At 44.2% G+C, this 26,699-nt stretch carries 24 protein-coding genes; 10 read left to right on the forward strand and 14 right to left on the reverse strand.

Features of this window, described 5'->3' with window-relative positions; all coding sequences use genetic code 11:
• Window positions 1-18 precede the first annotated feature (18 nt).
• The 8 genes from pnp to rimP form a co-directional block, all read right to left on the reverse strand.
• Complete coding sequence (gene pnp / locus FAI41_01410) at window positions 19-2,139, reverse strand: polyribonucleotide nucleotidyltransferase (GenBank protein ID QCE32350.1); 2,121 nt, start codon at window positions 2,137-2,139, stop codon at window positions 19-21.
• Between the two features lie 66 nt (window positions 2,140-2,205).
• Complete coding sequence (gene rpsO, locus FAI41_01415) at window positions 2,206-2,475, reverse strand: 30S ribosomal protein S15 (protein ID QCE33751.1); 270 nt, start codon at window positions 2,473-2,475, stop codon at window positions 2,206-2,208.
• Window positions 2,459-3,433, reverse strand: a complete 975-nt coding sequence (truB, locus tag FAI41_01420) for a tRNA pseudouridine(55) synthase TruB (GenBank protein ID QCE32351.1) — start codon at window positions 3,431-3,433, stop codon at window positions 2,459-2,461. The genes rpsO and truB overlap by 17 nt, the downstream gene beginning before the upstream one ends.
• Window positions 3,421-3,906 carry a 30S ribosome-binding factor RbfA gene (gene rbfA / locus FAI41_01425; GenBank protein QCE32352.1) on the reverse strand — a complete coding sequence of 162 codons (486 nt, stop codon included), beginning with the start codon at window positions 3,904-3,906 and terminating at the stop codon, window positions 3,421-3,423. Before rbfA ends, truB begins: the two co-directional genes overlap by 13 nt.
• Window positions 3,903-6,608 carry a translation initiation factor IF-2 gene (gene infB / locus FAI41_01430; GenBank protein ID QCE32353.1) on the reverse strand — a complete coding sequence of 902 codons (2,706 nt, stop codon included), beginning with the start codon at window positions 6,606-6,608 and terminating at the stop codon, window positions 3,903-3,905. The genes rbfA and infB overlap by 4 nt, the downstream gene beginning before the upstream one ends.
• Window positions 6,605-7,222 carry a DUF448 domain-containing protein gene (locus tag FAI41_01435; protein QCE33752.1) on the reverse strand — a complete coding sequence of 206 codons (618 nt, stop codon included), beginning with the start codon at window positions 7,220-7,222 and terminating at the stop codon, window positions 6,605-6,607. The genes infB and FAI41_01435 overlap by 4 nt, the downstream gene beginning before the upstream one ends.
• Before the next feature lie 69 nt (window positions 7,223-7,291).
• Entirely contained in the window at window positions 7,292-8,848 is a 1,557-nt protein-coding gene (nusA, locus tag FAI41_01440) for a transcription termination/antitermination protein NusA (protein ID QCE32354.1), read from the reverse strand.
• A gap of 67 nt (window positions 8,849-8,915) precedes the next feature.
• A complete protein-coding gene (gene rimP, locus FAI41_01445; protein ID QCE32355.1) occupies window positions 8,916-9,488 on the reverse strand; it encodes a ribosome maturation factor RimP in 573 nt (190 codons plus the stop codon).
• 242 nt (window positions 9,489-9,730) lie between these two features.
• Here rimP and FAI41_01450 point away from each other — a divergent pair, with 242 nt between their 5' ends.
• Genes FAI41_01450 through FAI41_01460 form a run of 3 tightly spaced genes read left to right on the forward strand, consistent with a single transcriptional unit; the run spans window position 9,731 to window position 12,524 of the window.
• Window positions 9,731-10,339, forward strand: a complete 609-nt coding sequence (locus tag FAI41_01450; GenBank protein QCE32356.1) for a hypothetical protein — start codon at window positions 9,731-9,733, stop codon at window positions 10,337-10,339.
• Window positions 10,340-10,382: 43 nt separating this feature from the next.
• A complete protein-coding gene (locus tag FAI41_01455; protein QCE32357.1) occupies window positions 10,383-11,639 on the forward strand; it encodes an ATP-dependent Clp protease ATP-binding subunit in 1,257 nt (418 codons plus the stop codon).
• Between the two features lie 6 nt (window positions 11,640-11,645).
• A complete protein-coding gene (locus tag FAI41_01460) occupies window positions 11,646-12,524 on the forward strand; it encodes a hypothetical protein (protein ID QCE32358.1) in 879 nt (292 codons plus the stop codon).
• A gap of 46 nt (window positions 12,525-12,570) precedes the next feature.
• On the opposite strand, the gene FAI41_01465 is transcribed toward FAI41_01460, so the two are convergent.
• Both FAI41_01465 and FAI41_01470 read right to left on the reverse strand, forming a co-directional pair.
• Window positions 12,571-14,124 carry a transporter substrate-binding domain-containing protein gene (locus tag FAI41_01465; protein ID QCE32359.1) on the reverse strand — a complete coding sequence of 518 codons (1,554 nt, stop codon included), beginning with the start codon at window positions 14,122-14,124 and terminating at the stop codon, window positions 12,571-12,573.
• A complete protein-coding gene (locus FAI41_01470; GenBank protein ID QCE32360.1) occupies window positions 14,121-14,915 on the reverse strand; it encodes an amino acid ABC transporter ATP-binding protein in 795 nt (264 codons plus the stop codon). The genes FAI41_01465 and FAI41_01470 overlap by 4 nt, the downstream gene beginning before the upstream one ends.
• Window positions 14,916-14,991: 76 nt before the next feature.
• On the opposite strand from FAI41_01470, the gene ccmA reads away from it, so the two are divergent.
• Window positions 14,992-15,585: a heme ABC exporter ATP-binding protein CcmA gene (ccmA, locus tag FAI41_01475; protein QCE32361.1), complete on the forward strand. Its 594-nt coding sequence runs from the start codon at window positions 14,992-14,994 to the stop codon at window positions 15,583-15,585.
• Window positions 15,585-16,259: a heme exporter protein CcmB gene (locus tag FAI41_01480; GenBank protein ID QCE32362.1), complete on the forward strand. Its 675-nt coding sequence runs from the start codon at window positions 15,585-15,587 to the stop codon at window positions 16,257-16,259. Before ccmA ends, FAI41_01480 begins: the two co-directional genes overlap by 1 nt.
• Window positions 16,260-16,275: 16 nt before the next feature.
• On the opposite strand, the gene accC is transcribed toward FAI41_01480, so the two are convergent.
• The 3 genes from accC to FAI41_01495 form a co-directional block, all read right to left on the reverse strand.
• The gene (accC, locus tag FAI41_01485) at window positions 16,276-17,637 is read right to left on the reverse strand and encodes an acetyl-CoA carboxylase biotin carboxylase subunit (GenBank protein QCE32363.1); all 1,362 of its coding nucleotides are present in this window, start codon (window positions 17,635-17,637) and stop codon (window positions 16,276-16,278) included.
• 37 nt (window positions 17,638-17,674) lie between these two features.
• A complete protein-coding gene (locus FAI41_01490) occupies window positions 17,675-18,115 on the reverse strand; it encodes an acetyl-CoA carboxylase biotin carboxyl carrier protein (protein ID QCE33753.1) in 441 nt (146 codons plus the stop codon).
• A gap of 233 nt (window positions 18,116-18,348) precedes the next feature.
• Window positions 18,349-19,275 carry a YihY/virulence factor BrkB family protein gene (locus FAI41_01495; GenBank protein ID QCE32364.1) on the reverse strand — a complete coding sequence of 309 codons (927 nt, stop codon included), beginning with the start codon at window positions 19,273-19,275 and terminating at the stop codon, window positions 18,349-18,351.
• A gap of 185 nt (window positions 19,276-19,460) precedes the next feature.
• Between FAI41_01495 and nth the strand changes: the two genes are divergently transcribed.
• A complete protein-coding gene (gene nth / locus FAI41_01500) occupies window positions 19,461-20,096 on the forward strand; it encodes an endonuclease III (protein QCE33754.1) in 636 nt (211 codons plus the stop codon).
• Between the two features lie 17 nt (window positions 20,097-20,113).
• Here nth and FAI41_01505 read toward each other — a convergent pair whose 3' ends face one another.
• Entirely contained in the window at window positions 20,114-22,246 is a 2,133-nt protein-coding gene (locus FAI41_01505) for a ComEC family competence protein (GenBank protein ID QCE32365.1), read from the reverse strand.
• A gap of 227 nt (window positions 22,247-22,473) precedes the next feature.
• Here FAI41_01505 and FAI41_01510 point away from each other — a divergent pair, with 227 nt between their 5' ends.
• The 4 genes from FAI41_01510 to dprA are packed head-to-tail and all read left to right on the forward strand — an operon-like array spanning window position 22,474 to window position 26,685.
• Complete coding sequence (locus FAI41_01510; GenBank protein ID QCE32366.1) at window positions 22,474-23,904, forward strand: glutamate--tRNA ligase; 1,431 nt, start codon at window positions 22,474-22,476, stop codon at window positions 23,902-23,904.
• Between the two features lie 5 nt (window positions 23,905-23,909).
• A complete protein-coding gene (locus FAI41_01515; GenBank protein QCE32367.1) occupies window positions 23,910-24,848 on the forward strand; it encodes an aspartate carbamoyltransferase catalytic subunit in 939 nt (312 codons plus the stop codon).
• Between the two features lie 17 nt (window positions 24,849-24,865).
• Window positions 24,866-25,507, forward strand: a complete 642-nt coding sequence (gene plsY / locus FAI41_01520) for a glycerol-3-phosphate 1-O-acyltransferase PlsY (GenBank protein QCE32368.1) — start codon at window positions 24,866-24,868, stop codon at window positions 25,505-25,507.
• Window positions 25,504-26,685, forward strand: a complete 1,182-nt coding sequence (gene dprA, locus FAI41_01525) for a DNA-protecting protein DprA (GenBank protein ID QCE32369.1) — start codon at window positions 25,504-25,506, stop codon at window positions 26,683-26,685. Before plsY ends, dprA begins: the two co-directional genes overlap by 4 nt.
• The last annotated feature ends 14 nt before the right edge of the window (window positions 26,686-26,699 follow it).

Consider the following 26,699-nt stretch of genomic DNA (forward strand, 5'->3'; position numbering starts at 1 on the left):
GGAGGATTAAATCAGTAATTAGTCTTGAACATCTGAAGCGGGAGCGCTTTCAGCATCTGACTGTGGCACTTCTTTCATAGAAAGCTTTACTTTGCCACGATCATCAAAACCAATAACCTTCACCTTCACCTTATCGCCTTGCTTGACAATATCAGTTGTCCGCGCAACACGTTGCGTTGAAAGTTCAGAAATATGCACCAAACCATCTTTTGGGCCTAAGAAATTCACAAAGGCACCAAAATCTGTTGTTTTAACAACGCTGCCATCATAAATCCGACCAACTTCAGGATCAGAAGTCAAAGCTTCAATCCGTTGTTTTGCCGCATTTGCCTGTGACTCATCACCCGCAGAAATTGTGACAGTGCCATCATCAGAAATATCAACTTTTGCACCTGATTGTTCTGTGATTTCACGGATCGTTTTACCACCTTGGCCAATCACATCACGAATTTTATCACGGGGCACAGTCATCGTCACGATGCGTGGCGCATTGCCTGCAACTTCACTCCGACCTGCTGTGAGCGCTTTGCTCATTTCACCGAGAATATGAAGGCGACCGTCTTTCGCTTGCGCTAAAGCCTGCTCCATAATTGCTGGTGTGATGGAGGTGATTTTCAAATCCATCTGAAGCGCCGTAATCCCGTTTTTGGTTCCTGCAACTTTGAAATCCATATCCCCAAGATGATCTTCATCTCCAAGAATATCTGTCAAAACCACAAACTTATCGCCCTCTTTGATAAGCCCCATTGCAATCCCCGCAACAGGTTCTGCCAATGGTACACCGGCATCCATAAGCGCTAAAGAAGTGCCGCAAACCGTTGCCATGGAAGAGGAGCCATTACTTTCCGTAATTTCAGAAACAACACGGATTGTATATGGGAAAGCGTCTTTTGACGGAATCTGACGGGTCAAAGCACGCCATGCAAGCTTACCATGACCAATTTCACGACGTCCAGGGGACCCCATGCGGCCACATTCACCGACAGAATATGGAGGGAAATTATAATGAAGCATGAAGCGTGAACGATATTCGCCCGGCAATGCGTCAATAATTTGCTCGTCTTGTGCTGTCCCAAGGGTTGCAACGACCAAAGCCTGTGTTTCTCCACGTGTGAAGAGTGCAGAACCGTGTGTGCGTGGCAATGTGCCAACTTCAGAAGTAATTGGACGAACCGAGAACAAGTCGCGACCGTCAATTCTTGGATTACCTTCCAAAACAGATGAGCGAACGACATGCGCTTCAATCTCTTTAAAGAGAGATTTTGCTTTTTCAGCCCCTTCCTCACCGAGTTCTAAGGCGTCGACAATACCTTTACGAACAGCAGAAAGTTTTTCCTGACGCTGTTGTTTTTGACGCTCTTGATAAGCTTCTTTGAACTGGCCGTTATCAGCGGCTTTTAACTTTTCACGAAGTTCAAGTGTTTCCGGTGCTTCTGAATCCAATGCCCAAGGTGCACGTGCTGCATGTGCCGCAAGCTCTTGGATGGCTTCAATCACAGCTTGGCAAGAATTATGCCCTTCTGTCACGGCCTGAAGCATTTCCGCTTCGGAAAGTTCTTCCGCTTCGGATTCAACCATCAAAACCCCTTCTTTGGTTCCTGCCACAACAAGTTCCAAAGCGCTCTCTTCTAATTGAGAAAGCGTTGGGTTAATCACAAATTCATTGTTAATACGGCCAACACGTGCGGCAGCAACAGGACCAAAAAATGGAATTCCTGAGAGGGTCAAAGCTGCTGAGCAACCGATAATCGAAAGAATATCGGGATTGTTTTCCATGTCATGGCTGAGCACAGTTGCAACCAACTGCACTTCGTTTTTAAAGCCTTCTGGGAAAAGAGGGCGAATTGGACGATCAATCAAACGAGAGGTTAAAACTTCGTTTTCAGAAGGACGTCCTTCACGTTTGAAAAAACCACCCGGAATTTTACCCGCTGCAAAGGCTTTTTCCTGATAATTTACAGTTAGTGGGAAAAAATCCTGTCCAGGACGGACAGATTTTGCCCCCACGACTGTGCATAAAACAACTGTTCCGCCATAGGAGGCAACCACAGCCCCGTCTGCCTGTCTTGCGACTTTGCCAGTTTCTAGAACAAGCGGACGTCCCGCCCACTCGATTTCTTTGCGAAAATATCCGCTCATTTCGCTTTCTCCGATTCAGTCCACAGGACAAGGCATCCCCCATTGGATGCCCCCTCTAACAAATAATTAACGACGCAATCCTAAAGCTTCGATCAAGCCTTTGTAGCGTTCTTCACTTTTACCTTTTAGGTAGTCTAGCAAGCTGCGACGACGTCCAACCAAAATCAACAAACCACGACGGGAATGAAAATCTTTTTTATGTGTTTGCAAATGTTCTGTAAGGTTTGCAATACGGTCAGTTAAAAGAGCAACCTGAACTTCTGTTGAACCAGTATCGGTTGCGCTTAAACGGAATTTTTCAATAAGCTCTTTACGTTTTTCAACATTCTTCGACATCATTTTTTCTCCAAAATAGATGGTTTTCAAACATACGGGCAGCCCGAAGCTCACCCTCGGAAACCTGCCCAAGACCAATGAGGTGATCCTCCCAGCGAATCTGGTAGATCCCTTCTTTAAGATCCAAAGGTACAGAAACTTTCTGTCCCCAGCTTAGCCTCTCTCCCTCCTCTGCCATGACGCATAAAGCCGGGATGTCGTCCAGAGCAGTCGCTATTGGCAAAAGATACAAAGAGGGTTCAGACTTGTTTTCGGGATTTTTGTCCGTTTTGTCCAGTCTTAACCGTAAAAATGCTTCAGAAAGTGTCTCCGGTGGAAGATCCTCTTCCAAGGAAAACGGCCCACAACGCATCCGGCGCAAACTACCAACATACCCCTCAGCCCCACAAGCTTGCGCTATATCATAGGCTAAAGAGCGAACATAAACCCCTTTTCCACAGCTTACCTCGATCATCATCTGACCAGGCTCGTCTGCTGAAATAATTGTTAACTGATTGATTCTGACTTTTCTTGGCGCGAGTGAAACAGACTTTCCCTCTCGAACGAGATCGCAAGCCCGTCTGCCATTAACCTTCAAAGCAGAATAAATCGGAGGATGTTGTAAGATATCCCCTAAAAACTGAGGGAAGACAGCCTCAACCTCTTCTTTTGTCGGTATAACATCCGAAGTTGCAATCGCCTCTCCCTCTCCGTCACCTGTATCTCGGCTTTCCCCGAAAACCAACAGAAAACGATACATTTTTTCGCCATCCATAACATAAGGAATGGTAGAAGTCGCCTTACCAAAGGCAATCGGCAACGCCCCGGAGGCCAGCGGATCTAAAGTTCCTGCATGGCCTGCTTTACGGGCATTTAAAAAATGTCGAACCTTATTAACAGCAAAGGCAGAGCTGACACCGACAGGCTTATCTAGCAGAACCCATCCGTCTAAAAAAAGACCTGTTTTTATACGCCCCATGCCTCATCCTGTTTAGATTCTTCTTCTGAAAAATCTGATTCTGAATCTTTATTTTGCAAGTCCCGTTTCACCTGAGGCGAATCTAAAAGACTTTCAATATGTGTTGCCTGTTCCAAAGAAGCATCTCCTTGAAACTGCAATTTTGGAACCGAGCGCAAAACAGCTGCATGTGCAAGCTCCCCTCTTAAAAAAGGCGCTGCTTTTTTAAGAGCAGGAAGATAGGTTTCAATATCGTCATGCCCTAAATGCGTCACAAAAACAGTGGCACTTTTAAGGTCTGGCGACATTCTTGCCTCTGTAATGGTGAACTCAACATCCCTTAAAATAGGGTCTCTAAAAGGAAAGCGAGAAAAAATCTGTGCCAAAAGACGACGAATCTCTTCCCCAACCTTTAGCTGCCGAACACTCGGTCCTTGTTCTTCCCCGCCTGAAAAGGCGGAGAAGTTGGACTTAAATTGGGACTGCCTGCTCAAGCTTCGACAACCTCCATTTCATAACATTCGACCACGTCACCCACTTGAATGTTGTTGTAACCTTCAAAGGAAAGACCACATTCATAGCCTTTTGTAACTTCACGGACATCATCTTTAAAGCGTTTAAGCTGGCTAAGATCCCCTTGATGAATAACAACATTATCACGAAGCAAGCGAACACCACAGCCACGTTTAACAATGCCATCTGTCACATAGGCACCAGCGACCTTACCCACTTTGGTAATTTCAAAGACCTGACGAATCTCAGCATAACCAAGGAATTTTTCTCTATGTTTTGGTGCAATCCGTTTCTTGATAAGCGCCTCAACATCATCGGCAACATGATACAAAACAGAATAATAGCGGAAATCAACCCCTTCATGCTGTGCAATCTGGCGTGCCTGAGACGTTGCACGAACATTAAAAGCAATGATGACAGCATCGGAAGCTTTGGCGAGCTGAACATCACTTTCTGTGATTTGGCCCACTGACGCATTCAAAACACGAACACCAACTTCCTCATTTCCCAAGCCGGAAAGCATGGCAGAGAGCGCCTCTGCAGAACCACGGACATCCGCTTTAATAACCAAAGAAACTTCCTTACGGACATCTCCCTGAATACGTTCCAGCATCTGATCAAGTGTTCCGCGAGCCGCAAGCTGTGCCGCTGCCTCTTTATCGCGTTCAACTCTGCGACGGAATTCTGTAATTTCACGGGCACGGGAATCATTTTCAACAACAACAAGCTGAACACCGGCAGCAGGTACACCGGAAAGTCCTAAAACTTCAACAGGCGTTGCTGGTGTTGCTGTTTTAATCTGCTTAGCATGATCGTCAAGCAGAGCACGAACACGTCCCCACTCCGTACCGACAACGACAATCTCACCGACCTTTAAGGTACCATTTTCGACTAAAGCGGTCACGACAGGGCCACGGCCACGGTCAAGGCGGCTCTCAATAACAGATCCAACCGCAGGACGGTTTGGATTTGCTTTAAGATCCAAAATTTCTGCTTGAAGCAGAATCGCTTCCATCAAATTATCCAAACCTTGTTTTTTCAAGGCTGAAATTGGCACTTCCTGAATATCACCGCCAAGGCTTTCAACAACAATTTCATGCGAAAGCAATGCATTACGAATACGATCCGGATTAACATCCGGCTTATCCATTTTATTTATAGCAATAATCAAAGGTACATTAGCCGCTTTTGCATGCTTAATGGCTTCAATCGTTTGCGGCATCACGCCATCATCCGCAGCAACGACCAGTACAACAATATCTGTGACAGATGCACCACGGGCACGCATTGCGGTAAAGGCTTCATGGCCTGGCGTATCAATAAAGGTAATGGCCTTACCATCATCGCCTTTAACCTGATAAGCACCAATATGCTGTGTAATGCCACCACTTTCATGCGAGGCAACACTTGCGGAGCGCAAAGCATCTAAAAGTGTTGTTTTACCATGATCAACATGCCCCATGACCGTCACAATCGGTGCGCGTGGCAATAGATCTTCAGGCTTATCCTCAATCCCTTCGAGACCAAGTTCGACATCACTCTCGGCAACACGTTTAATGCGATGACCAAATTCTGTTGCGATAAGTTCTGCCATATCAGCATCAATGCTTTGCGGACCTGTGGCCATAACCCCAAGCTTCATCAAAGCCTTAATCACTTCACCTTGACGGGCTGCCATACGGTTTGCCAATTCAGAAACCGTAATTGTTTCTGGAATAACGACATCCCTGACAATTCGCACTTGCTCTGCCTGTGCACGTTCTGCACGGGCTTGACGGCGCTCACGATCACGCTGACGGCGAACGGAAGCCAAAGAACGGGTTTTCCCGTCATCGCCATCAATTGCGGCACGAATATCAATCCGGCCCTGACGGCGCTGATCATTTCCTGCACGTTTTAAAGAAGTACGCTTGGAGGCTCCACCGCCTTTTCCAACAGCTGCACGTCCACGAGCAGGCTCTTCGCCGCCACGTGAAAGATGAAGTGTTTGCGAAGCTTCAGAATTATCTTTTTCTTCGACAACTGTACGGCGTTTTTCCGGCGGTGCCATCACAGCACGTTCTGCTAAAGGACGTAAACGCTGTGTTGGCGGCGCAAGCTGAACGCCACCCATTGAGGCGGTTGCCTGTAATGGCGGAAGAATAGCATCTTCTTCGGCCTTACGTTTTTTTTCTATCTCTTCCGCTGCCTTTTGAGCTTCTAATTCTTTTTCAACTTCCACCTTGGCTTTAACGGCGTCTTCTTGCTCTTTCTTCTGACGCTCAGCCTCTTCTGCGGCGGAGCGGATGCGGATTTGCTCGGCTTCTTTCCGTTCCTGCTCTGCCTTAACCGCTGCAACTTCTTCTTCTTTCTTACGCTGAAGCGCAAGTGCAAGAACCTGTTTACGACGCTCTTGTTCAGAAGCATTTAGACCGCGCTGGCCACCTTTTACACCACGTGCAGGGCGTGCGCCGACCGTTCCTGTTGCGGCACGTTTAGGACGTTTAACCTCTACCTGCACTTCTTTTGAGCGCCCATGGCTAAAGCTCTGCCGTACGGAACCAGCTTTCTCTGTTCTTCCCCTTTCCTGTCTTGAGGAGCGCAGAGACAATCTTCCAGTGGAACGAGTCTGAGAATTTTCTTGATTATTTTCTGTAATATTATTCACTTTGTTATCGTCTTTAGCGTCCTTGCGATCGGTCATAATCTAATTTCACTCCTCGAGTGGGCATCGACCTGCCCTTTTGCCATTCCTATAAGTCTCGTTGCATCTGCCAAAAGACGTTCTGCCAGAGGACCCGAAGAAATAACAGCATAAACTGCTTTTTCTTTTGCAAAAGCCTCTTCTAATATTTTTGCATCCAACGCACAGGTTGGAACATTTACCCAACCAGAACGCAGTCGCCGCAACTCTTCTACACTCGCCCCTTTAGCATAAATCAATAAACCTGCTTTCCCTGCCTTAAGCTTATCACGGCATTTTTGAAAGCCAGTTACTGCATTTCCTGCCCGACGCGCTAAGCCAACGCCCTCCACAAGTCGTCGAAGCAAACCTGCCTCAACAATATTAACCAACCCTTGAGAAGCTTCATTCCCATGATAGCTCACAGCGGTTTTTGCACCTCTCGAAAAGGCCTGTTTAAGCTTTGGGCTTTCAACAACTTCTCTCGAAGCCATCAGCCATAGGCCTCGACCAGGGAGCTTTCCAGCTAAATCTGGAACAATACAGCCCTCCGGGTCAAGAACGAAACGAATCATAAAACGTCTATCCCCTTCTTTCCGTGTCACAAGACAAGTTCGTAAAGAGGATTTTCGCATCAGAGGCGTTTCCAGCGCTGAGTCATGAGTATCTATAACAGACATATAAAAACTAAACTATCCGTTACTTTACTCAGCCTCACTACCTTCGGCAGAATGCTCTTCCTCATTCTGTCCATTTTCCCCATCAAACCAATGGGCACGCGCTGTCATAATAATGTCATTCGCCGTGTCTAAAGTAATCACTTCTGTCCCTAGCAACTCAACCAGTTCATCTCCTGAAAGATCTCCAAGATCATCCAGTGTTTTCACACCTTTTGTTCCCAGCTCCACCAGATGATGCCCAGAGAAAACACCTAATTCAATAAGGTCATCGCTGACACCTAAATCTTTACGTTTAGAATCCAGCTCATTCTCTTGCTCTTCCAAGTAACGATTTGCACGGGTTGTTAACTCTTCGGCAAGATTTTCATCAAAGCCCTCAATGTCGTGCAATTCTTCAACTTGTGCCATTGCAAGCTCTTCAACGCTTTGGAAGCCAACAGTCACAAGCAAGCCTGCGATAACGTCATCAACATCTAACGCTTTAACAAAGAGATCTGTCCGCTTACGGAATTCTTCTTGTCGGCGCTCACCCTCTTCGGCCTCTGTCAAGATATCAATATCCCAACGGGTTAGCTGACTAGCCAAACGGACATTCTGTCCACGGCGACCGATAGCAAGAGAAAGCTGATCGTCTGGGACAACAACTTCACAGCGCTTTGCATCCTCATCCATCACAACTTTTGAGACTTCAGCAGGTGCCAGAGCATTTACAACGAATGTCGCAATTTGCGGGCTCCAAGGAATAATATCAATTTTTTCCCCTTGAAGTTCTGCCACAACAGCTTGAACACGTGAGCCCCGCATACCGACACAGGCACCGACAGGATCAATAGAAGGATCATTTGAAAAAACAGCCATTTTCGCACGTGAACCCGGATCACGTGAAACGCCTTTAATTTCAATAATCCCATCATAAATTTCTGGAACTTCCTGCACAAAGAGTTTCGTTAAGAAACCTGGATGCGTCCTGGAAAGAAAAATTTGCGGACCCCGTGTCTCTTCACGAACATCATAGATGAAAGCACGGATACGATCCGAATTTTTAAAGGCTTCTCGGCCGATCAGCTCATCACGGCGTAACAAGCCTTCCGCAGCCCCTAGATCAACCATCAGGTTACCATATTCGGTCTGCTTAACGGTTCCGTTAACAATTTCACCCACACGGTCTTTAAATTCATCATATTGACGCTGACGTTCGAATTCACGCACACGCTGAATGATAACCTGCTTTGCCGTTTGTGCTGCGATACGATCAAATTCAATAGGTGGAAGCGGGTCAATGATAAACTCACCGGCCTGAGCGTCAGGTTTGAATTTACGTGCTTCTGCTAAGGGGATTTGTGTTTCTTCCCGATCAACATTTTCGACAATTTCTGTATATCGACTCAAACGCACTTCACCTGTTTTGCGATCAATATGCGCACGAATATCTTTATCGTGGCCATATTTTGCACGTCCAGCTTTTTGGATTGCTTGTTCCATCGCATCCAGAACCTGATCCCGGTCAATGCTCTTTTCCCGGCAAACAGCGTCCGCTACCAACAATAATTCAGGACGAAATACTGAATTCTCCGTCACCATTTACCTCTCCCACTTCAAAATAATTTTGAAAATCTCTTTAAATAACAAATATATTCAACGTCAAAAATTAATGACGAAGTCCAGGGGATGACTTCCCTTTTCCACCTTTTTCTTTACGACCAACACTTCCAAGAAGCTCATCATTAAGAACCAGTTTCGCCTTCCGAATATTTTCGTAAGGAAGGAAAACAACTTCACCATCCTCCAAACGAAACTCGACACCCTCTTCTTTGGTGCCAATACCTCTTCCGGTAAAGCGTTTACGCCCATCCAACGGCGTTGAAAGCTCTAATTTCGCAAGAAATCCTGCATAACGCTCCCAATCTTTAGGGCGGGTCAATGGACGGTCCACGCCTGGCGAGGAGACTTCAAGCATCCAAGCACCCGGTAACGGATCATCAACATCCAAAATCGCCCCCACAGCGTGATTGATCTGTGTGCAATCGCTCACGGTAATGCAAGAGCCATCTTCGCGTTCTGCCATAATTTGAACGATTGGCGGGGTTTGCGCTTGCACGTTTACACGAACAACGTCAAAGCCCATTTCCTGCAAAGCCGGAGAGATTCTTGCAAGAATACGTTCTTCCAAGCTGTCCGGCACAACAGGTGTATTAGAAAAATCATCTGATATATTTGTCATTTAAACAAAAAAGGTGACCTTAAATCGGGTCACCATCCTATAAGATTAAGAATTGTGTTAGTCTTGACAGACATAATAAGCTTTGCACATTTACGCAAGAGAGAGAAGTGGCTTAATTTACTTTTGCTTTTATTATAATAAGCTCTTTCGAGCACTGACACAGACCAAAGCAGGTTTGAAATATTTTTTAAAATAATTGTAAGCTTTATCTAAATTTTTCATTTAGGCGATAAATACTCCTTATGCTTCCCCAGAAAGATCCGCTTTCCTCTCAAAGAGAGGCCCCTTCTCCTTCAGTCAAAAAGGATTTTCCGCACCAAAAATCCTTCTGGTCGCTTATTATCATTCTTTTCCTTTCTGGCTTTATGCTCTTTTCACAGTATTATTTAAAAAATCTTTCAACAGAAACAGCACTCCCGCAAAGATCGGAGAATATTTCCAATACAAATGTTTCTCCAATAGATAAAAGCATCTCTTTACCAATTCTTTCTCAAGATGAAATCGAAGCCGCTCTTGCATCGCCCAAAACCGCCTCGAATATTAAAGAAGCTCTCCTTGCGGCCTCCCATAATAAACGGCTACGTTTGGTAAAAATGCCCCTCCAAACAGAGATAAATGCACCGCTTCCTATCGAAATTACGACAGCAGGTATGACACAAAATTTAATCCTAAGCCCTGAACGACAATCCGTGATTTTGCCTATTGATCGTACAGGGGTTGTGAATATCAAACTTACCGAAATGCAAAAATCTCCAAGAACAGTGATTGCCTTCGACAGTTTTGGTCCTTTTCCACTGCCGTTCCAACCCGTTAAAAATGCGCAAATAACCCTCTTGATCGTCAGCCAATAATATTTTGATTGTTTTTAATAGAAGATTATACTGACCTGTAATTATGATAAAATCTCTCATTCCATATCTTAATCGTATGATGCCTGTTATTATGCTTGCATTTTTAGCACTGGCTCTCTTACAGGTTATTTTAATTTTTGCTCCACATTGGCAAGACATTATGGGGCATCTTTATGATTTTTTATCTTGGGCACGCCCCGCTTATTTTCCCCTCTCTGTTTTTTTTACTTTTGTTGTTATTTCAGGGGCAATTTTTAATTTTTTCGCCTCTCGCTTAGCGCAGAAAGGACTTTTCCTTCGCAAAGGATTTATTATGGATGTTTTACGAAGACTAACAAACCGCGAAAAGCTTGAGGAAATGCTTGAACGCCAACAGCGTGAAGCGACCCTTGATGCCGCAGAATTATCTGCCGCTTTACGCTCTAAAATTATTGGTCAGGACGAAGTCTGTGAGGATATTTCCCATCAATTGCGCCGCCGCCTTGCCTTACGTGTCCGCAACCGTCCTGTCGGTGTTTTTCTACTTGCGGGTCCACCAGGAACAGGAAAAACCTACCTCGCAAAACAAATTTCCCAACAAACACAACGTCCTCTCCTGCATTTTGATATGACACAAATGTCGAGCCCACATGCGGCAACCCTCCTTTTTGGCTCCCCAAGAGGTTATGTTGGCTCAGATACCTTTGGTGGACTAACAGGTGGTTTAAAAGAGCAGCCCAATGCCGTCGTTCTCTTAGATGAAATTGAAAAAGCACATCCGGATGTCTTAAAAAAATTCTTAACAGCTTGGAATGACGGACACGTAACAGAAGCCTCAACCGGTGAGCAAGTTTCCACCAATGATGTCATTTTTGTTCTCACCTCCAATATTGCGACAGAGGCTCTCACCGAAATTGTCAGGCGCACAGTAAATGAGCCAGAGAAAACAAGAGCTGAATCTGTTGAAGTTCTCTCCAAGTCCGGCATGGCGCCTGAGGTTTTAAATCGCATTGACCGTATTTTCGTTTTTAAAGCCCTTGAAGGGCTAAACTTAGCCCGTGTTGCTGCATTGGAAATTGAAAAACTTATTGAGAGCTATGACCTTCAAATTGAAAATGAGGGCATTGACCCTGCACTTCTCTTTGCTCTTTTAACAAAACAGCAAAAGCTTGGCAGTATTGCAAGTGCAAGGGATCTCACCCGATCTGTTGAAGATATGCTCGGGGAAAGTCTCATTCTTGCCAGACAATCCGGTGCAACAAAAATTCGCTTAGAACAAGATTCAAATGGCGTTCGTGCCGTTTCCTCTTCGGCAAGGTGATTTGTTGTGCCGCAAAATGCCTACACTCATAATCTTTGGAAACGTGCTACTCTTTGGCGATGGAGCGTTATATTTGGATTTTTCTTCTTATGCTTAAGTTTGATTTTTCCATCCGCTTTGATACGCAAAGCCTTTCCATTTCTAAATGCCCATTATCCGCAACATCCTCTCCCTGAAAATCCTCAGCCACAGCAAGCCCCGCCTCAACAAGCTTCGCCAACTTTTTTTCACATGGATGCGCCAGATCCGGCACGTTTTGTTTTTGGTTCTCTTCAATTTGCAGGTCGAAATTTCCCGCTACCAAAAGGAAACTGGCATCCTATTCTAACCGCCTCAAACAATGATCTCTCCTTTCTTTCCCTTCTGCGTGAAAAAGAAGGCAAAGTAACCGGTTTTCTAACAATTATTGCAACGCAACATCCAATCCCTTCCTTTTTTATTCCACGATTGGAAGAAGCAAATGCAAAATGCCATGATGACCGTGTCGCCGCCAGCTGGCATGCGCCGACCTACCGCAACATTATAGCAAATTGCGCCTTTTTAGAGCCGATTTCTCCCTTAAATGATCCATCTTTAGCCTCTGATCCTTTTCTCGGAAATAGCTTAAACCGTGCCACAACAGCACTTGCCTTCGAATTTCCCACGATGATGTTTTCACGGGAATGGCTTCGGGTACAAAGAGTCCCCGGAAAAGGTCGCAGCTTTGAAAATGTTGATTTTTGGGAAATTCCAGAAAACTTCACCTCTGTTCTTCCGGGATCAGGAGAATGGAACCGTTTTTTTAACAAACTTAGCTTAGAGCTTCCACTTTGGGCAAAAACACTTAATGAAGCTTTTGAAGTGGATATGATCCCTAAAATTCCGCTAATGGCAGGGCAAAAATAAAGGGCTTCAAATTGAAGCCCTTTATCTCATTTTCATTTAATATTTTTTAATGATGTCCACCATGAACCATGGCTTTGCCTATGCGGCGCTCCGCATAATTTGCCAATCTCACAAAGGGCAATCCCAATAAGAGATAAGCAACAGCAACCATCAACCCCGGACCGATATAATCATAATAAGTAGCGGAAAGCCTGACATAAACTTGTGTCAAATCCGTCAATGTGATGACCGAAACCAATGAACTATCTTTTAACAAGGAAATAAAATCATTGACCATAACAGGCAGAACACTCCGAAATGCCTGTGGGGTAATGATAAATCTCAAAGCCTGTAAACGTGTAAAATTAAGCGCCTGTGCCGCTTCCATCTGCCCTTTAGGCACACTTATCAGACCAGCACGATAATTTTCCGCCTCATAGGCGGCGTAATTCAAACCAAGCGCCCCAACACCAGCCCAGAAGGGGCTTAAAGTAATTCCCCAGCTCGGCAATGCATAGAAAATAAAAAGAATCTGAATTAAGAGCGGCGTCCCTCTTACTGTTTCAATATAGAAGACGCAAAGCGTACGAAAAAAGCGATTACCGTAATGTCGGCCTAAGGCAAGAACAACCCCTAAGCTAACAGCGATACACATCCCTAAGATAGACACCACAACAGTCATTAAAGCGCCATGTGCGATCGCAGGCAAAAAGCTTGCATAACGCAACAAAAGTGACTTTAAACTGGTGCCCATCATATTTTCCATAATGCGATGGTAATTATCCCATGCCTCTGGAGCGATATTTTTTTCGGAATGGTCTTTTGTATAGTCTGCCATCAAAGGCGTCCAAAGATTCCATCTTGCGAGGATTTGATGCAGTTCACCACTTTCTGAGACATGCTTCAAAGCTTTGTTTAAAATATCACAAAGCTGTTTATCCTTTTTATCCAGCGCAATCCCATAGCTAATACGTCCGAAAGATTCATCTGTAACAATGAGACCATTGGTTTGATAATACATCGCAATCGGCGTATCCACGAGAATAGCATCCAAGCGATTATTTTTTAAATCGGCGAAAAGATTAGTCTCTTCGTCATAGCCCTTGAGCGTTCCTCCTGCTTTTTCAATCATCCGCACCGCAGCGCTATTATTAACAGTTCCAACGACCAGGCCTTTAAGAGAATTCAATGAGGACCAGTCTTTTTTTGCTAAATCACTTCGACGGATAACAATTTTTTCAGAGGTAACATAATATGGATGTGTAAAAAGAGCAGCCTCTTCATGTTCTGGCGTAATTTCCAAACCATCAATAACGGCTTTATACATATCCCCACGTGTTAGACCGGGGATGAGTCCATCCCAGCCATTTTGAACAAAAACCGATTTTACATCTAAATACTGGCTAATTTTTTCCATCAGCTCATATTCAAAACCGGTAATATGTTTTTCATCTAAAGGATCATGAAAGACATACGGAACGTTTGCCTCACCGTCAGAAGCCCAACGGAACTCCCCATTTGGAAAAAATGGTGCATTCGCGTATGAGACAGCATTTGCCACCCCTATCTGCAAAGCAAAGCATGCAACGAGAAGATATAAAAAATTAAATAATTTTTTCATCCTAAAACTGTCCTTAAAAAACGGCGTGTCCGCTCATGTTCAGGATTAACAAAAATTTGCTCTGGTTTTCCAATCTCGACAATCTGCCCCTCTTCGATAAAAATGACATAATCAGAAGCATTTTTAGCAAAACGCATATCATGCGTTACAACAAGTTGCGTCATCCCTTCTTGATTTAAATCTCGCAAAACAGATCGCACCTCTTCTGACCTTTCCGGATCAAGTGCAGAAGTCGGCTCATCATAAAACATAACAGCTGGACTGGTTGCCAAAGCACGTGCAATTGCCACACGCTGTTTTTGTCCACCAGAGAGAGATTCAGGATGCCGTCCCCCCATCTCGGCAAGACCAACCTTTTCTAAAAGCCGTTTAGCCTGTGCCGTTGCCTCCTCAGAAGATCGTTTTTGAACATGAACAGGCGCTAAAATAATATTCTGTAAAACTGTTAAATGGGGAAAGAGATTAAAGCTCTGAAAAACCATTCCTGTTTTGGCACGTAAAGAGTGTGATTTTTTTTCCTGTTCACGTCCCCACTTTCCAGAACATTGAAAGGAGAGTTCATTAATCGCAATTTCTCCTTTATCAGGCGTTTCAAGAAAATTTAGACAACGTAACAAAGTTGTTTTACCACAGCCGGAAGAGCCAATAAGGGAAACAAGCATTCCTTTTCCAATATCAAAGGAAATATTTTTCAATACCTGTTGACCTGAAAAGCTTTTGGACAATTTACGAACCCGCAAAGCGGCATCCTTTTTAGGGAGCAAAAAGTTTTTTTCTGCCGCTTTAGCCATGATGTCCACCTGTTCTAAATGCTTTTATCAATCTCGATTTGTTCCTCTTCCTTCTAGAATGTTTTAAGATTTGGATATGAATTCTGCTGATACCTTACTAAGAATCGATAATATCCTTGTGTTTCGAGGGATGCTTCCTATTTTTCGAGACATTTCCCTATGTCTTAAAAAAGGTCAAATTATTAGAATACATGGCGCAAACGGCAGTGGAAAATCAACTCTCTTACGTGTTTGTGCCGGATTAAAAAAAATTGAGAAAGGCTCCCTCTATCAAGCAGCCTCCCCTTGTTGGCTGGGTCAAAATAATGGATTAAAATCCACTTTAACGCTGTATGAAAATCTCTCTTTTCCGCCGTTTAAAAAAGCTCAAGAGATTACAGATATTCTCTCTCGTTTAGAACTTCGTTCACTTGCTGACAAAACAATCTCCTCTTTTTCATCAGGACAAAAGCGACGTGCTGCTTTTGCCAAAATGCTTTTAAAAAAATCACCTCTTTGGCTCTTAGATGAACCTGAGACTGGGCTTGATCATCGGTCCGTGCATATTTTAGAGAATGAAATAAAACTCCATACGCAAAAAGGCGGCGCTGTTCTTATCGCAACACATTTACAAAAAGAAGATCTTGATAAAAATGAGAGTATTTTTCTTTTAAAATCAAGAGAGGAATAATGATTTTTTGGAAATCATACTTCCTCAGGGAAGTAAAATTAGCTTATCTTGAGGGCGGAAGTTGTTTTAATGGGGCGATACAGACGCTTTTATGCGGTATTCTTTTCCCTTTGGCACTTTCAGCCTCTCCAGTACTCCTCCTAAAATTAGGTCCTGGTATTATTTGGTCTTGTGCCCTGCTTGGCTGTCTTATTCCTGTCGATGGTCTTTTTGCCACCGACCTCAAAGACGGATCTCTCGACTGGCTTGCCTGCAACAAGACATCTCTTTCGATGGTCGCATTCTTAAAAATTTTTGCGACATGGATCGTCCGTTGCCTACCTGTTTTAATAGCCTGCGCTCTACTGGCTATCTTCTTTAATTATCCCTTTGAAAATTTTCCAAAGCTTCTTTTAAGCCTTGGAATCGGAAGTCTTATTTTCTGCTTTATTGGCGGAATGTCATCTGCCTTCATCCCTTATGGGAAAAAAGGCAATAGCCTACTTGGACTTATTCTGTTGCCGCTCTGTATGCCCGTGATTATTTTTGGTGCACTCAGCTGTCAGACCATCGAAAACAATCCTGCTACCGCTCAAATGGCCTTTGAAATGCTAACAGGATTACTTTTCTTAACTCTTCCACTCTGTACGCTCATGAGTGGCGTCGCATTAAAAGAGCAGATTTCTCAATATTAATTTAAAAGCTTCCTCTTTAAGAGGAAGCTTTTTCTTTAGCAAGACGCTCTACAAATTCCTCTAACGTATGAATTGTATAAACACCGCTTTGGAATTCTTTAGATTCTAAAATCTTACGATGAAGCGGAATTAAGGTATCAACCCCCTCAACCACACATTCTTGCAAAGCACGTTTCATTCTTGCAATCGCCTGATCACGTGTCGGAGCATGCACAATTAATTTTCCGATCATACTGTCATAATATGGCGGAATTTTATATCCAGAATAAATCGCACTATCAACACGAACACCCGGACCGCCTGGCGCATGAAAGATTGTGATAAGACCTGGACATGGGGCAAAATTGTCAGAGTTTTCTGCATTAATACGACATTCAATCGCATGGCCTGTCACACGAATATCTTCTTGACGATGGCTCATCTTTTCACCGGCGGCAACTCTGATCTGCTCTCTGACCAGATCAACATTGCAGACCATCTCTGTCACAGGATGCTCCACCTGCAGACGTGTATTCATTTCAATGAAACAAAATTGCTTGTCCTGATACAAGAACTCAATCGTTCCCGCACCGGAATATTTCATTTTTGCGAGTGCCTTTGCAACGACCGTTCCAATTTCATCACGCTCTTCAGGTGTGACCGCTGGTGACCCAGCCTCTTCTAAAACTTTTTGATGACGACGCTGCAAAGAGCAGTCACGGTCTCCGTAATAGACGACTTCGCCTTCACCATCGCCCATAACCTGAATCTCGACATGGCGTGGCTTATCAAGATATTTCTCAATATAAACGGCATCATTGCCAAAGGCTGCACGTGCCTCTGCCCTTGCCATCTGCCAAGCATTTTCGATTTCGCTCTCATTTTGAGCGACTTTCATGCCACGGCCCCCACCGCCGGCAGCTGCTTTAATTAAAACAGGATAGCAAATTTTTGCAGCGACTTCCTTAGCAGTCACAACATCTTCCACAGCGCCATCTGATCCTGGCACCAAAGGAACACCAAGCATCTGCATTGTGGTCTTTGCTGAGATTTTATCTCCCATTGTCCGCATATGTTCAGGGCTTGGGCCGATAAATGTCATGCCATGTGCCTGAACCGTTTCGGCAAAATCAGCATTCTCCGCCAAAAATCCATAACCTGGATGAATGGCTTCTGCGCCGGTTAATGTCGCTGCAGAAAGAATAGCTGGAATATTAAGATACGAATCTTTTGAGCTTGGTGGCCCAATGCAAATGGCCTCATCTGCCAGCCTGACATGCATTGCATCAGCATCTGCTGTTGAATGGACAGCAACTGTTCGGATGCCCATTTCACGGCAGGCTCTTAAAACTCTAAGAGCGATTTCACCGCGATTGGCAATCAAAATTTTTGAAAACATGATCTATCCTGCGTTAAGGTTTACGGCTCGCTAACGATTACTCAATAATCGCTAAAGGTGCACCGAACTCGACAGGCTCACCTGACTCTACGCAGTATTTACGCAAAGTGCCCGATTTGCTGGCCTTGATTTGATTGAATGTTTTCATGGCTTCAATCAAAAGAAGTGTATCTCCTGCCTGAACCTTGTCCCCTTCTTTAAAATATGGAGGAGAAGCTGGATCCGGTGTTAAGTAAGCCACGCCAACGATTGGGCTTTTAACAACGCCTGGATGTGAGCTGTCATCTTGAACGGGCGCTGAAACAGGGGCCGCCTGAGGTGTGTTCACAACAGCAGATGCAGCTACCTGAGCAGAAGAAACTGCCAACTGACGTGCCACACGGATATGGTGATCCCCTTTGGATATTTCAATTTCGCTTAATCCCGTTTCGTGGAGCATATCCGCCAAGTCACGAATTGCGTCTTTATCCACTTTCATTCCGCCCATCCTGTCTTCCTGAATCTATTGGGTTTACCCATTATTCGTAAAAATTAGATTTAATCGTCACAACCCAAAAAAAATTGGCCCAGACTTTACAAATTTTGGCAAAGAAAAGCCTCCCTCTTCATACATCCTTAGAGACGTTAGGAAAAGCCTATCTCTTTTTTCTTCTCGGAGAAGAGTTCTCTTCTATACAGAAAATATCTGTTTATATCAAAAACAACCTTTTTTTAAAGAGTCCCTTCCTCAAGCTGTATTTGATTAAGCTCTCTTAAACGTTCTAATTCTCTAATTTCAGCATTCAGAACAGCACCGAACAAAGCCGCGTAAACACTAACAAAAAACCACATCATAACCGTAGCTACCGTTCCGAAAGGACCGTAGACACTGTTAAAATTATCAAAATGCGCCAAATACCATGAAAATAAAATCGTTACGGCAATCCAAACAATCGTTGCCATAAAGGCTCCTGGAAGAATCCATTTAAAAGAAGGCTGTGTAATCCAACATGGCGCAAAGCGATATAAGAATGTCAAAACAAGAAAAACAAAGAAAACCATGCAGCCCGGCGCAACCCAATGTGCCAAAACCGGTGTAAAATTTTGTAGCATCCTCGCCGAATCAGGGGGCATGTAGTCCGGCTGATCTAAATATTGCGGCAGATTGTCCACAATAGCCGGCAGAGCCACCATCGAAGAAATGGTTAAAATTGTTCCTAAAATCCCCAGCAATGTCACCAAAAGACCTAAAGATTGAAATGCAAAGATAGAGCGGTTTTCTTTAAACCCATAGGCGATATTGATCGCAGATAACATCGCTTTGCTCCCGGCAGAAGCAGACCACAAAGCGACAATTAAGGCGATAATAAGGCTCACCGTCATCGAGGCAGAGGATTTAGAAGATAAAATGTTAACACAATGTAAAATAAGCTCATAAGCCTCCGGTGGAAGCATTTCTTGAAGAACTTCCAGCTGAGAACCAATTGTTTCCGGATCAAATGCTAATCCATAAAGCGGAATCAATGCACTGAGTGCCGGGAAAAGGGAAAGCGTCGCAAAAAAGGCGCAGCCAGCAGCTGATAAACCTGTTTGACTATTCGCCGCATGTAACATTACCCCACGCCAAAACGGCACATATTTTTTTGCGTTAATTTTCACCAAAGATTATCCCTATTTTAAAAATCTTACATTTCTTCTTTATGATAACTCTGCACTCAAGATAAGATTTTTTTTAAATCAATTTTTAAAAGCTCTTATATTACAACATTTTACGACTGGATGTGCTTTTTATGCCTAAATCTTCGAAAGAGACAAAAATAAAAAAAATTCCGAACGTCCCTCCAATGTCGCCTGCTGAAATCAAGTCTTTTCTTTTAAAATTATCAAAACATTTTCCCAATGCTGAAAGTGAGCTAAATTACCGTAATCATTACGAACTTCTTGTAAGTGTTGTTTTATCCGCACAAAGCACAGATAAATCGGTTAATCTCGTTACCCCTGCTCTTTTTAAGGAAGCTCCTAATGCCCAGGCGCTCGCAAATCTTGGCGCCGAAAAAATTGCCAATTATATCAAAACGATCGGGTTATGGCGTAATAAAGCAAAAAATCTTGCGTCTCTTGGAAAAGAGCTTTCTGAACGTCATCAAGGAATTGTTCCGGACAATCGAGAAGCCCTTGAAGCCCTTTCCGGCGTCGGGCGCAAAACAGCAAATGTTGTTTTAAATGTTGCGTTCGGCCAAAATACGATGGCGGTTGATACGCATATTTTCCGCCTCGGAAACCGAACCGGAATTGCAAAGGGCAAAAATGTGCGTGAAGTTGAAAACGCACTTCTCAAACGCATTCCCGCAGATCTTTTACGCCCCTCGCATCATTGGCTTATTCTTTTAGGACGCTATATCTGCAAGGCGAGAAAACCAGAATGTTTTCAATGTCCTGTGTCTGAGTTCTGTCATTTTCCCGACAAAACAATGCTCTAGCCTTTATTTAACAATCTTTATTCAGCAGGTGCCAAGGGAATATTGGGAAAACCTGCACGGGAGGACGGATAAACCCAAAGCCGCTTTCCCCTTGCGTCAATGTCTGATTGCATCTCCAATGCGCCTTTATAATTTATCCAAACTGAAAAACTCCCCTCTTGCCAAGTCATTGAGGGGGTTAGAGTGAAAATGTGCGGACATTTTTCGGTGCCATATATAAAAGAAACCAATAGGTCGGCTCTATTGCATAAATTGGAAATTTCCAATTTTTCCTCTTCCAAATCACGCCCCAGACCAACCAATGCGATTTTTTTACCAGAAAAAATCTTCAGGCAATTTCCCTCTCCCTCACAGGAGAATTGCTGATAACCGCCTTTTTTAAGGCCAAGCGCACCTTCCCAATTCTCAAGTGTAAATTTCTTTTCATTTTTATTTTCGCCTTTTGGAAAAGTAAAAACTTCGAAATGATCTTTTTGGAAAATAGCACTTACCTTGCCAGAATTTGAAAAGAGCAAAAAAGGTTTTGGGAGAAAAAAAGGGACGCTCACGCCAAAACAGATCGCTATCAAGCCAAAATATCTTTTTCTTCCGCAGGAAAGGCAGAGCAAAGAAAGACCCAAAATTGAAATTGCCAACGCCCACCCCGGTGTTGCCGGGACGGGAAGACTTGCTGCAGGTAAATGGGAAGCATAATTTGCAGAGAGAATAATATATTCAATTCCCTTTCCCATTAGCAATAAAACATGCTCTTCAAGACCAAAAAACATTGCGACAAGCGCACAAATCGCCAATGGCATCACCCACATTCCCATCAAAGGAACAGCGACTAAATTAGCTAAAACGAACCAAGGCTGAAAAAATCCAAAACGGGCCAAAACAGAAGGCATCACCGCTAGCCCAGCGATCATAGATGTCATAAAAAGGCCAAACAACGGTAAGAAAATATATTTGCCAAGCCCGCCTTTCGTTTGAAGCCAATAAGTTACGGGGATTAATGCGCGATAGCCCGCCCCTAACGCCATAACGGCACAAAAAGACATTTGAAAACCGGCATCCAAAACAATCGCCGGCGAAAAAATTTCAAATCCCAGAGCAACAAAGGCAAGAGATCTCAAAGAAAAAGGTGTGCGTCCAAATTGAAAGGCCAAAATAGCTAAGCTCGCTACGCCAAGCGCACGCAGCCCCGGCAAATGACTCCCCGTAAAAAAAATATAACCTGCGCCGGCCATTAGTCCAATGAGGGCTGCCATGCGTTTTGCCGAAAAACGCAACAAAACCCACTCAAAACGACTAAGAATAAAATAACTTAAAAAACTGACAAAAGCTGTCACCATCCCAAGGTGCAAGCCTGCGACAGCCAAAATATGCGCAAGTCCCGATGCGGCAAACGCATTCCTTAAAGATTGTGAAAGATCCCCCTCTTTCCCGCAAAGCAAAATTTCAGCAACAGAAGCCGTTTCAGAATCTTTAAGGACAGATCTTGTTTTTAAAGCAACGAGATTGCGTAAACCGTCCCAATGATAAGCCATCTGACGAAAAACTGAAGAACGTGGTTTTTCTAAAATAATTGGTGCATCCAACGCTCTTCCTCTGCCTCCCAATCCAGAAAAAAAAGCATATCTTTGCGGATCATACCCATTTGGAATCGCCGGTTGCGAAGGAAGATATAAAAGCGTGCGAAGCCTTATTTTACTTCCAAGTTCCGGTACCGGCAGAGAGGACTTCCATGAAATATCAAAATACCGTGAGAGGGGCTTCATTCCCTGATCTAATGGCCTGTCTAAAATAGGATTTCTTATTTTCAGGCGCCAAAAATGTGCCTCAGGCAAATCTCCTGAACGGTATTCGGCTGCGGCAAGAATTCCCTCGACCGTTACGGCGCTATTTGGAACATTTGGAAACGGCGTTTGCTGATGCGCTTGAAAAGCGGCTCCTAAAAAACCTGTCACGGATGCTAAAAAAAGAACAAAGACAAAAATAATCCATGTTCTGAGCGTTTCAGGAATAAACTCGAATAAAAGATTTGTCTTAATGGAAAAAATAGCCAAGCCGATAAAGGTAAGCGCTATCCCTCCAAAAGCGTAAAGGAAAAGAAGGCTCGGCTCAAAGGACAGTTCGAAATAACAAGCACTCCCTAGCCCAAACCACACAACCACCCAACAGATGAAAAGGTGTGATTCCGACTCACAAGATTCTTTTTTCTCTGCTGTCCCCTTTACATTAGGTACAGCATTTATATTTTCTAAAAGCAGAAGAGAGGTTCCTTATAATTTTATGCTGCTTTATTCCCTTTTGTCTTTTTATGCTTCATTTATATCTCTAAAGCTCTCTTCTGGTATATTCATTTCATCTTAAGCCAATGGTAAACTCTCAAACTATGACTATTCGCACCCGTTTTGCCCCTTCTCCAACTGGCTTGCTCCATATCGGCAATGCCAGAGCTGCCCTTTTTAACTATCTTTTTTCCCGTCATCACGGCGGTGAATTCTTCCTCCGTATCGAAGATACCGATAGGGAAAGATCAACCCAAGAAGCCGTTGACGTTATTTTCCGTGGCTTGGAATGGATGGGACTTGATTTCGATAATAAAGACGATGTTCGCTTTCAAGCAAAATATCAGCCCCGTCATGCCGAAATCGCCAAACAGCTTTTAGAGGAAGGCAAAGCCTATCGCTGCTATGCAACGCAGGAAGAGCTTGAAAAAATGCGTGAAGATGCAAGAAACGCTGGAAAGCCCCCTCGTTATAACGGCCTTTGGCGTGACCGTGATCCTTCCGAAGCCCCAGAAGGCCAGCCTTTTACGGTACGTCTCAAAGCCCCAAAAGAAGGTAAACAGATTCTCAATGACTTGATTCAAGGCACAGTCGAAGTTGCCAATGCCGAAATGGATGATCTCATCCTTTTGCGTTCTGACGGCACACCAACTTACCTTTTAGCCGTTGTTGTCGATGACCATGATATGGAAATCACGCACGTTATGCGGGGTGATGACCATTTAACCAATACGTTCCGTCAAATGCTTATTTATCAAGCTATGGGATGGAAAACACCGAAATTTGCTCATCTTCCTCTCATCCACGGGCCTGATGGCGGTAAGCTTTCCAAACGTCACGGTGCGCAATCTGTTATTGAATTCCGTGAACAAGGGATTTTGCCAGAAGCGCTTTGTAACTATCTCCTTCGTCTTGGCTGGGGGCATGGCGATGAGGAAATTCTTACCAGAGAAGAGCAAATTAAGCTTTTTGACCTTGATGGTGTTGGAAAATCCCCTTCCCGCATGGATTATGCCAAGCTTAATTACCTGAACGGCGTTTGGTTACGACGTGCCGATGATGCACGTCTCAGCGCTGATGTGATTGAAAAATTCAAAAATCAAAATCTTATCAAGGACGAGACACGCTCTTTATTGGAAACCCGTTTAGAGCAACTTATGCCTTCTTTAAAAGAACGTGCAGCAAATCTTAATGAATTAGCTGAAAATTCAAAATTTGCCATTCCCGGAGAAATTCCGAGCTTTAACGACAAGGCTTTGAAAATTCTTTCCGATACAGGCATCGAAATTGCACAAAAAGCTGGCGATATGCTCGAAGTCTTAGAGGATTTTTCTCCAGAAAACATCCATAATGCTTTAAAAGAATTTGCTGAAAAAGAAGAACTGAAACTCGGCAAAGTTGCACAACCGCTTCGTGCTGCTGTGACGGGAACAACAGCTTCTCCGGGCATTGATGTCACCCTTGCCGCCTTAGGTAAAGCAGAAGTCATTTCCCGTATTCGGGCAACAAAAAAACTTGAAAAAGCGGAAGGCTGATTTTTATGACGGAAAAAAAGCTTTTTCCCCAACATTTCACACAAATCAAAGGCCTAGACCGGAAAGAAGTCGAAACACTTTTAGATCGGGCCAGTTTTTTTGCAGATTGTGCCAATGATAAAAAAGCCTTTCCGCAATCTCTTGCAAAAGAGACCGTTGCAACACTTTTTTTTGAAAACAGCACAAGAACAAGGGCCAGTTTTGAACTGGCTGCAAAACGTCTCGGCGCAACCGTTTTAAACCTTGATATTTCGACAAGCTCTACCAGTAAAGGGGAAACCCTTTTGGATACACTCCATACGCTGGAGGCGATGGATGTTTCTCTTTTTGTTGTCCGCCATAAAGAGACCGGGACAGCAAATTTTCTAGCGGAAAAGGCGCATTCCGGCATTATCAATGCGGGTGATGGCAACCATGCACATCCAACACAGGCGCTTCTTGATGCGCTGACACTCCGCCGCCATTTTGGTGATTTAGAAGGGCGTACCGTTACTATTTGCGGTGACATTGCCCATAGCCGTGTTGCTGGATCAGATATTGAAATTTTCAGCCTTTTAGGGATGCAGATTCACCTGACTGGCCCTAAAGAACTCGTACCGGAAACATTGGCAGACCGCCCAAATGTTAAAATCTTCCGTGAAATGGACGAGGCCATCAAAGATGTCGATGCTGTTATCTGTTTACGTGTTCAGCGTGAGCGGATGAAAGAAGGCCTCGTTGCCGATGGCGATGCTTATGCGAAACTTTGGGGGCTTGACGATCAGCGCCTTGCCCTTCTTCCGCAACATGCTGTTGTCATGCATCCAGGCCCTGCAAATAGGGGGGTCGAAATCACCTCTTCCGTTGCGGACGGCCCTCGGAGTCTTATTCGTGAACAGGTTCGCTTAGGCGTGTCTGCACGAATGAGTATTTTAGAACATGTTGCGCAGATGCGTAACGCCTAATCTGGAAAGAAATTTGAATGTCCGACACCATTGAATTAATTCTCATTGTTGTGATTGCCAGCTATCTTTGCGGCTCTATTCCCTTTGGATTATTGCTGACAAAATTTTCTGGATCAGGGGACATTCGAAAAGTCGGTTCTGGAAATATCGGGGCAACCAACGTTCTTCGCACAGGCAATAAAAAGCTCGCTGGCGCAACTTTTCTCTTAGATGCGATCAAAGGGGCGCTACCAGCCCTTGTGATTTATATCCTTGCCCCGGAAACACAAAAACCGCTTTTAGCTGGTATTGCATGCTTTACCGCTGTTTTTGCACATTGCTATCCTATTTGGTTGGGTTTTAAAGGCGGAAAAGGTGTTGCAACAGGCGTTGGTGCAATGCTGGCTCTTTCATGGCTGGCGGCTTTGAGCGGTTTTCTTTTGTGGCTTGTAATCGTTTGGCGAACACGTTACTCCTCCCTCGGCGGATTAGCCGCTTGCCTTGCAATGATCGTGCTTGTCCCGCTTTTTGGGCATTATTCTTTTCTCTCCCCAGCGCCTCTGGCAACAGACGCAATTTCCATTCTGATCTTTTGGCGTCATAGAAGCAACCTTACCCGTCTCTGCTCAGGTACAGAAAGTAAAGTTTCCGTCTCTCAAACAGATCGCCCACAAGGGTGAGTAAAGACTGGACAATAGAGAGATTAAGCCGTTTTCGTCTCGCCCGCACTGCTGGAATTGGCCCACTACGCTTTTTACAAGCTTTAGAGCGTTTCCAAACGGCTGAAAATGCCCTTAAAACACTTATTGCCGATAAAAAAATTTCGCCACCTTCTTTGGCAAAAATTGAGGATGAAATTGCAGACGTCAAAAAATTAGGGGGAGAGACTCTGATTTACGGTGACTCAGACTACCCGCAATCCCTTGCGGTCATTCCTGATGCCCCCCCTATTTTGCATTTTAAGGGAAAACAGGCCCTTCTTAAAAACCGCAACATTGCTATTGTTGGTGCAAGAAATGCCTCAAGTGCAGGCCTCTCAATCGCAAATCTTTTGGCCAAAGACCTTGCGAAAGAAAATATCACGATTGTTTCTGGATTGGCTTCGGGCATTGACGGACAAGCACATCGTGCGGCTTTAAGTATCCTGTCCCAAGGCGCTTCCGATACCGGTAGCACCATTGCGGCGTTGCCCGGTGGATTAGACGTTATCTATCCCAGAGAACATCAGGGGCTTTATGAAGAAATTGCACATCACGGCTGTGTGATAACGGAAGCGCCTCCTGGTGCCAGTATCCTTGCCCGGCATTTTCCACGTCGTAACCGGCTTATTGCCGGAATTTCACTTGGTGCTGTAATTATTGAGGCAGCTCGAAAATCTGGAACATTAATTACTGCACAGCTCTCCCTTGATTATGGACGACTTGTCTTCGCTGTCCCTGGGTCTCCCATTGACCCAAGGTCTTTAGGTGGAAATAATCTTTTAAAAGAAGGGGCTATTTTAGTTGAGAATGTTCAAGATATTCTACCGCAACTCCCTAAATTCTCCCCTACTGCCTTTTCGACCCCTGTACAAAAAACGTCAAAACAGAGGGCTGAAGAAAAATTAACGCCTTCTCTTTTCTCTGAAAACACCTTAAAAAAACCTTCAACAGACATAAATTGCAAAGAAGAGGATCTCCCCCCGCATGCTAAAAAAATTCTTTCCCTTCTTTCTCCTGTCCCGATAGCCATTGATAATCTAATTCGCCAATCTCAGCTATCCGTCCAAGACGTCTTAACCTCTATTAGCCTTTTAAATATGCTGGAAATGCTCACACTTCATGAAGGTGATACGGTTTCCATTGCTCCTCAGAAATAAAACTACTGGTAAAA

The organism is Acetobacteraceae bacterium (assembly GCA_004843165.1).
In the GTDB taxonomy this organism is placed as follows: domain Bacteria; phylum Pseudomonadota; class Alphaproteobacteria; order Acetobacterales; family Acetobacteraceae.

What these genes read in the sequence shown, in the direction of transcription:
- truB (QCE32351.1), bottom strand. Translation starts at nt 3,433, where the DNA reads ATGGGGCGTATAAAAACAGGTCTTTTTTTAGACGGATGGGTTCTGCTA.
- FAI41_01465 (QCE32359.1), bottom strand. Translation starts at nt 14,124, where the DNA reads ATGAAAAAATTATTTAATTTTTTATATCTTCTCGTTGCATGCTTTGCT.
- pnp (QCE32350.1), bottom strand. Translation starts at nt 2,139, where the DNA reads ATGAGCGGATATTTTCGCAAAGAAATCGAGTGGGCGGGACGTCCGCTT.
- FAI41_01470 (QCE32360.1), bottom strand. Translation starts at nt 14,915, where the DNA reads ATGGCTAAAGCGGCAGAAAAAAACTTTTTGCTCCCTAAAAAGGATGCC.
- FAI41_01490 (QCE33753.1), bottom strand. Translation starts at nt 18,115, where the DNA reads ATGAAAGTGGATAAAGACGCAATTCGTGACTTGGCGGATATGCTCCAC.
- FAI41_01450 (QCE32356.1), top strand. Translation starts at nt 9,731, where the DNA reads ATGCTTCCCCAGAAAGATCCGCTTTCCTCTCAAAGAGAGGCCCCTTCT.
- rimP (QCE32355.1), bottom strand. Translation starts at nt 9,488, where the DNA reads ATGACAAATATATCAGATGATTTTTCTAATACACCTGTTGTGCCGGAC.
- nusA (QCE32354.1), bottom strand. Translation starts at nt 8,848, where the DNA reads ATGGTGACGGAGAATTCAGTATTTCGTCCTGAATTATTGTTGGTAGCG.
- FAI41_01455 (QCE32357.1), top strand. Translation starts at nt 10,383, where the DNA reads ATGATAAAATCTCTCATTCCATATCTTAATCGTATGATGCCTGTTATT.
- rpsO (QCE33751.1), bottom strand. Translation starts at nt 2,475, where the DNA reads ATGTCGAAGAATGTTGAAAAACGTAAAGAGCTTATTGAAAAATTCCGT.
- nth (QCE33754.1), top strand. Translation starts at nt 19,461, where the DNA reads ATGTCGCCTGCTGAAATCAAGTCTTTTCTTTTAAAATTATCAAAACAT.
- FAI41_01480 (QCE32362.1), top strand. Translation starts at nt 15,585, where the DNA reads ATGATTTTTTGGAAATCATACTTCCTCAGGGAAGTAAAATTAGCTTAT.
- FAI41_01435 (QCE33752.1), bottom strand. Translation starts at nt 7,222, where the DNA reads ATGCGAAAATCCTCTTTACGAACTTGTCTTGTGACACGGAAAGAAGGG.
- infB (QCE32353.1), bottom strand. Translation starts at nt 6,608, where the DNA reads ATGACCGATCGCAAGGACGCTAAAGACGATAACAAAGTGAATAATATT.
- accC (QCE32363.1), bottom strand. Translation starts at nt 17,637, where the DNA reads ATGTTTTCAAAAATTTTGATTGCCAATCGCGGTGAAATCGCTCTTAGA.
- FAI41_01515 (QCE32367.1), top strand. Translation starts at nt 23,910, where the DNA reads ATGACGGAAAAAAAGCTTTTTCCCCAACATTTCACACAAATCAAAGGC.
- plsY (QCE32368.1), top strand. Translation starts at nt 24,866, where the DNA reads ATGTCCGACACCATTGAATTAATTCTCATTGTTGTGATTGCCAGCTAT.
- FAI41_01510 (QCE32366.1), top strand. Translation starts at nt 22,474, where the DNA reads ATGACTATTCGCACCCGTTTTGCCCCTTCTCCAACTGGCTTGCTCCAT.
- ccmA (QCE32361.1), top strand. Translation starts at nt 14,992, where the DNA reads ATGAATTCTGCTGATACCTTACTAAGAATCGATAATATCCTTGTGTTT.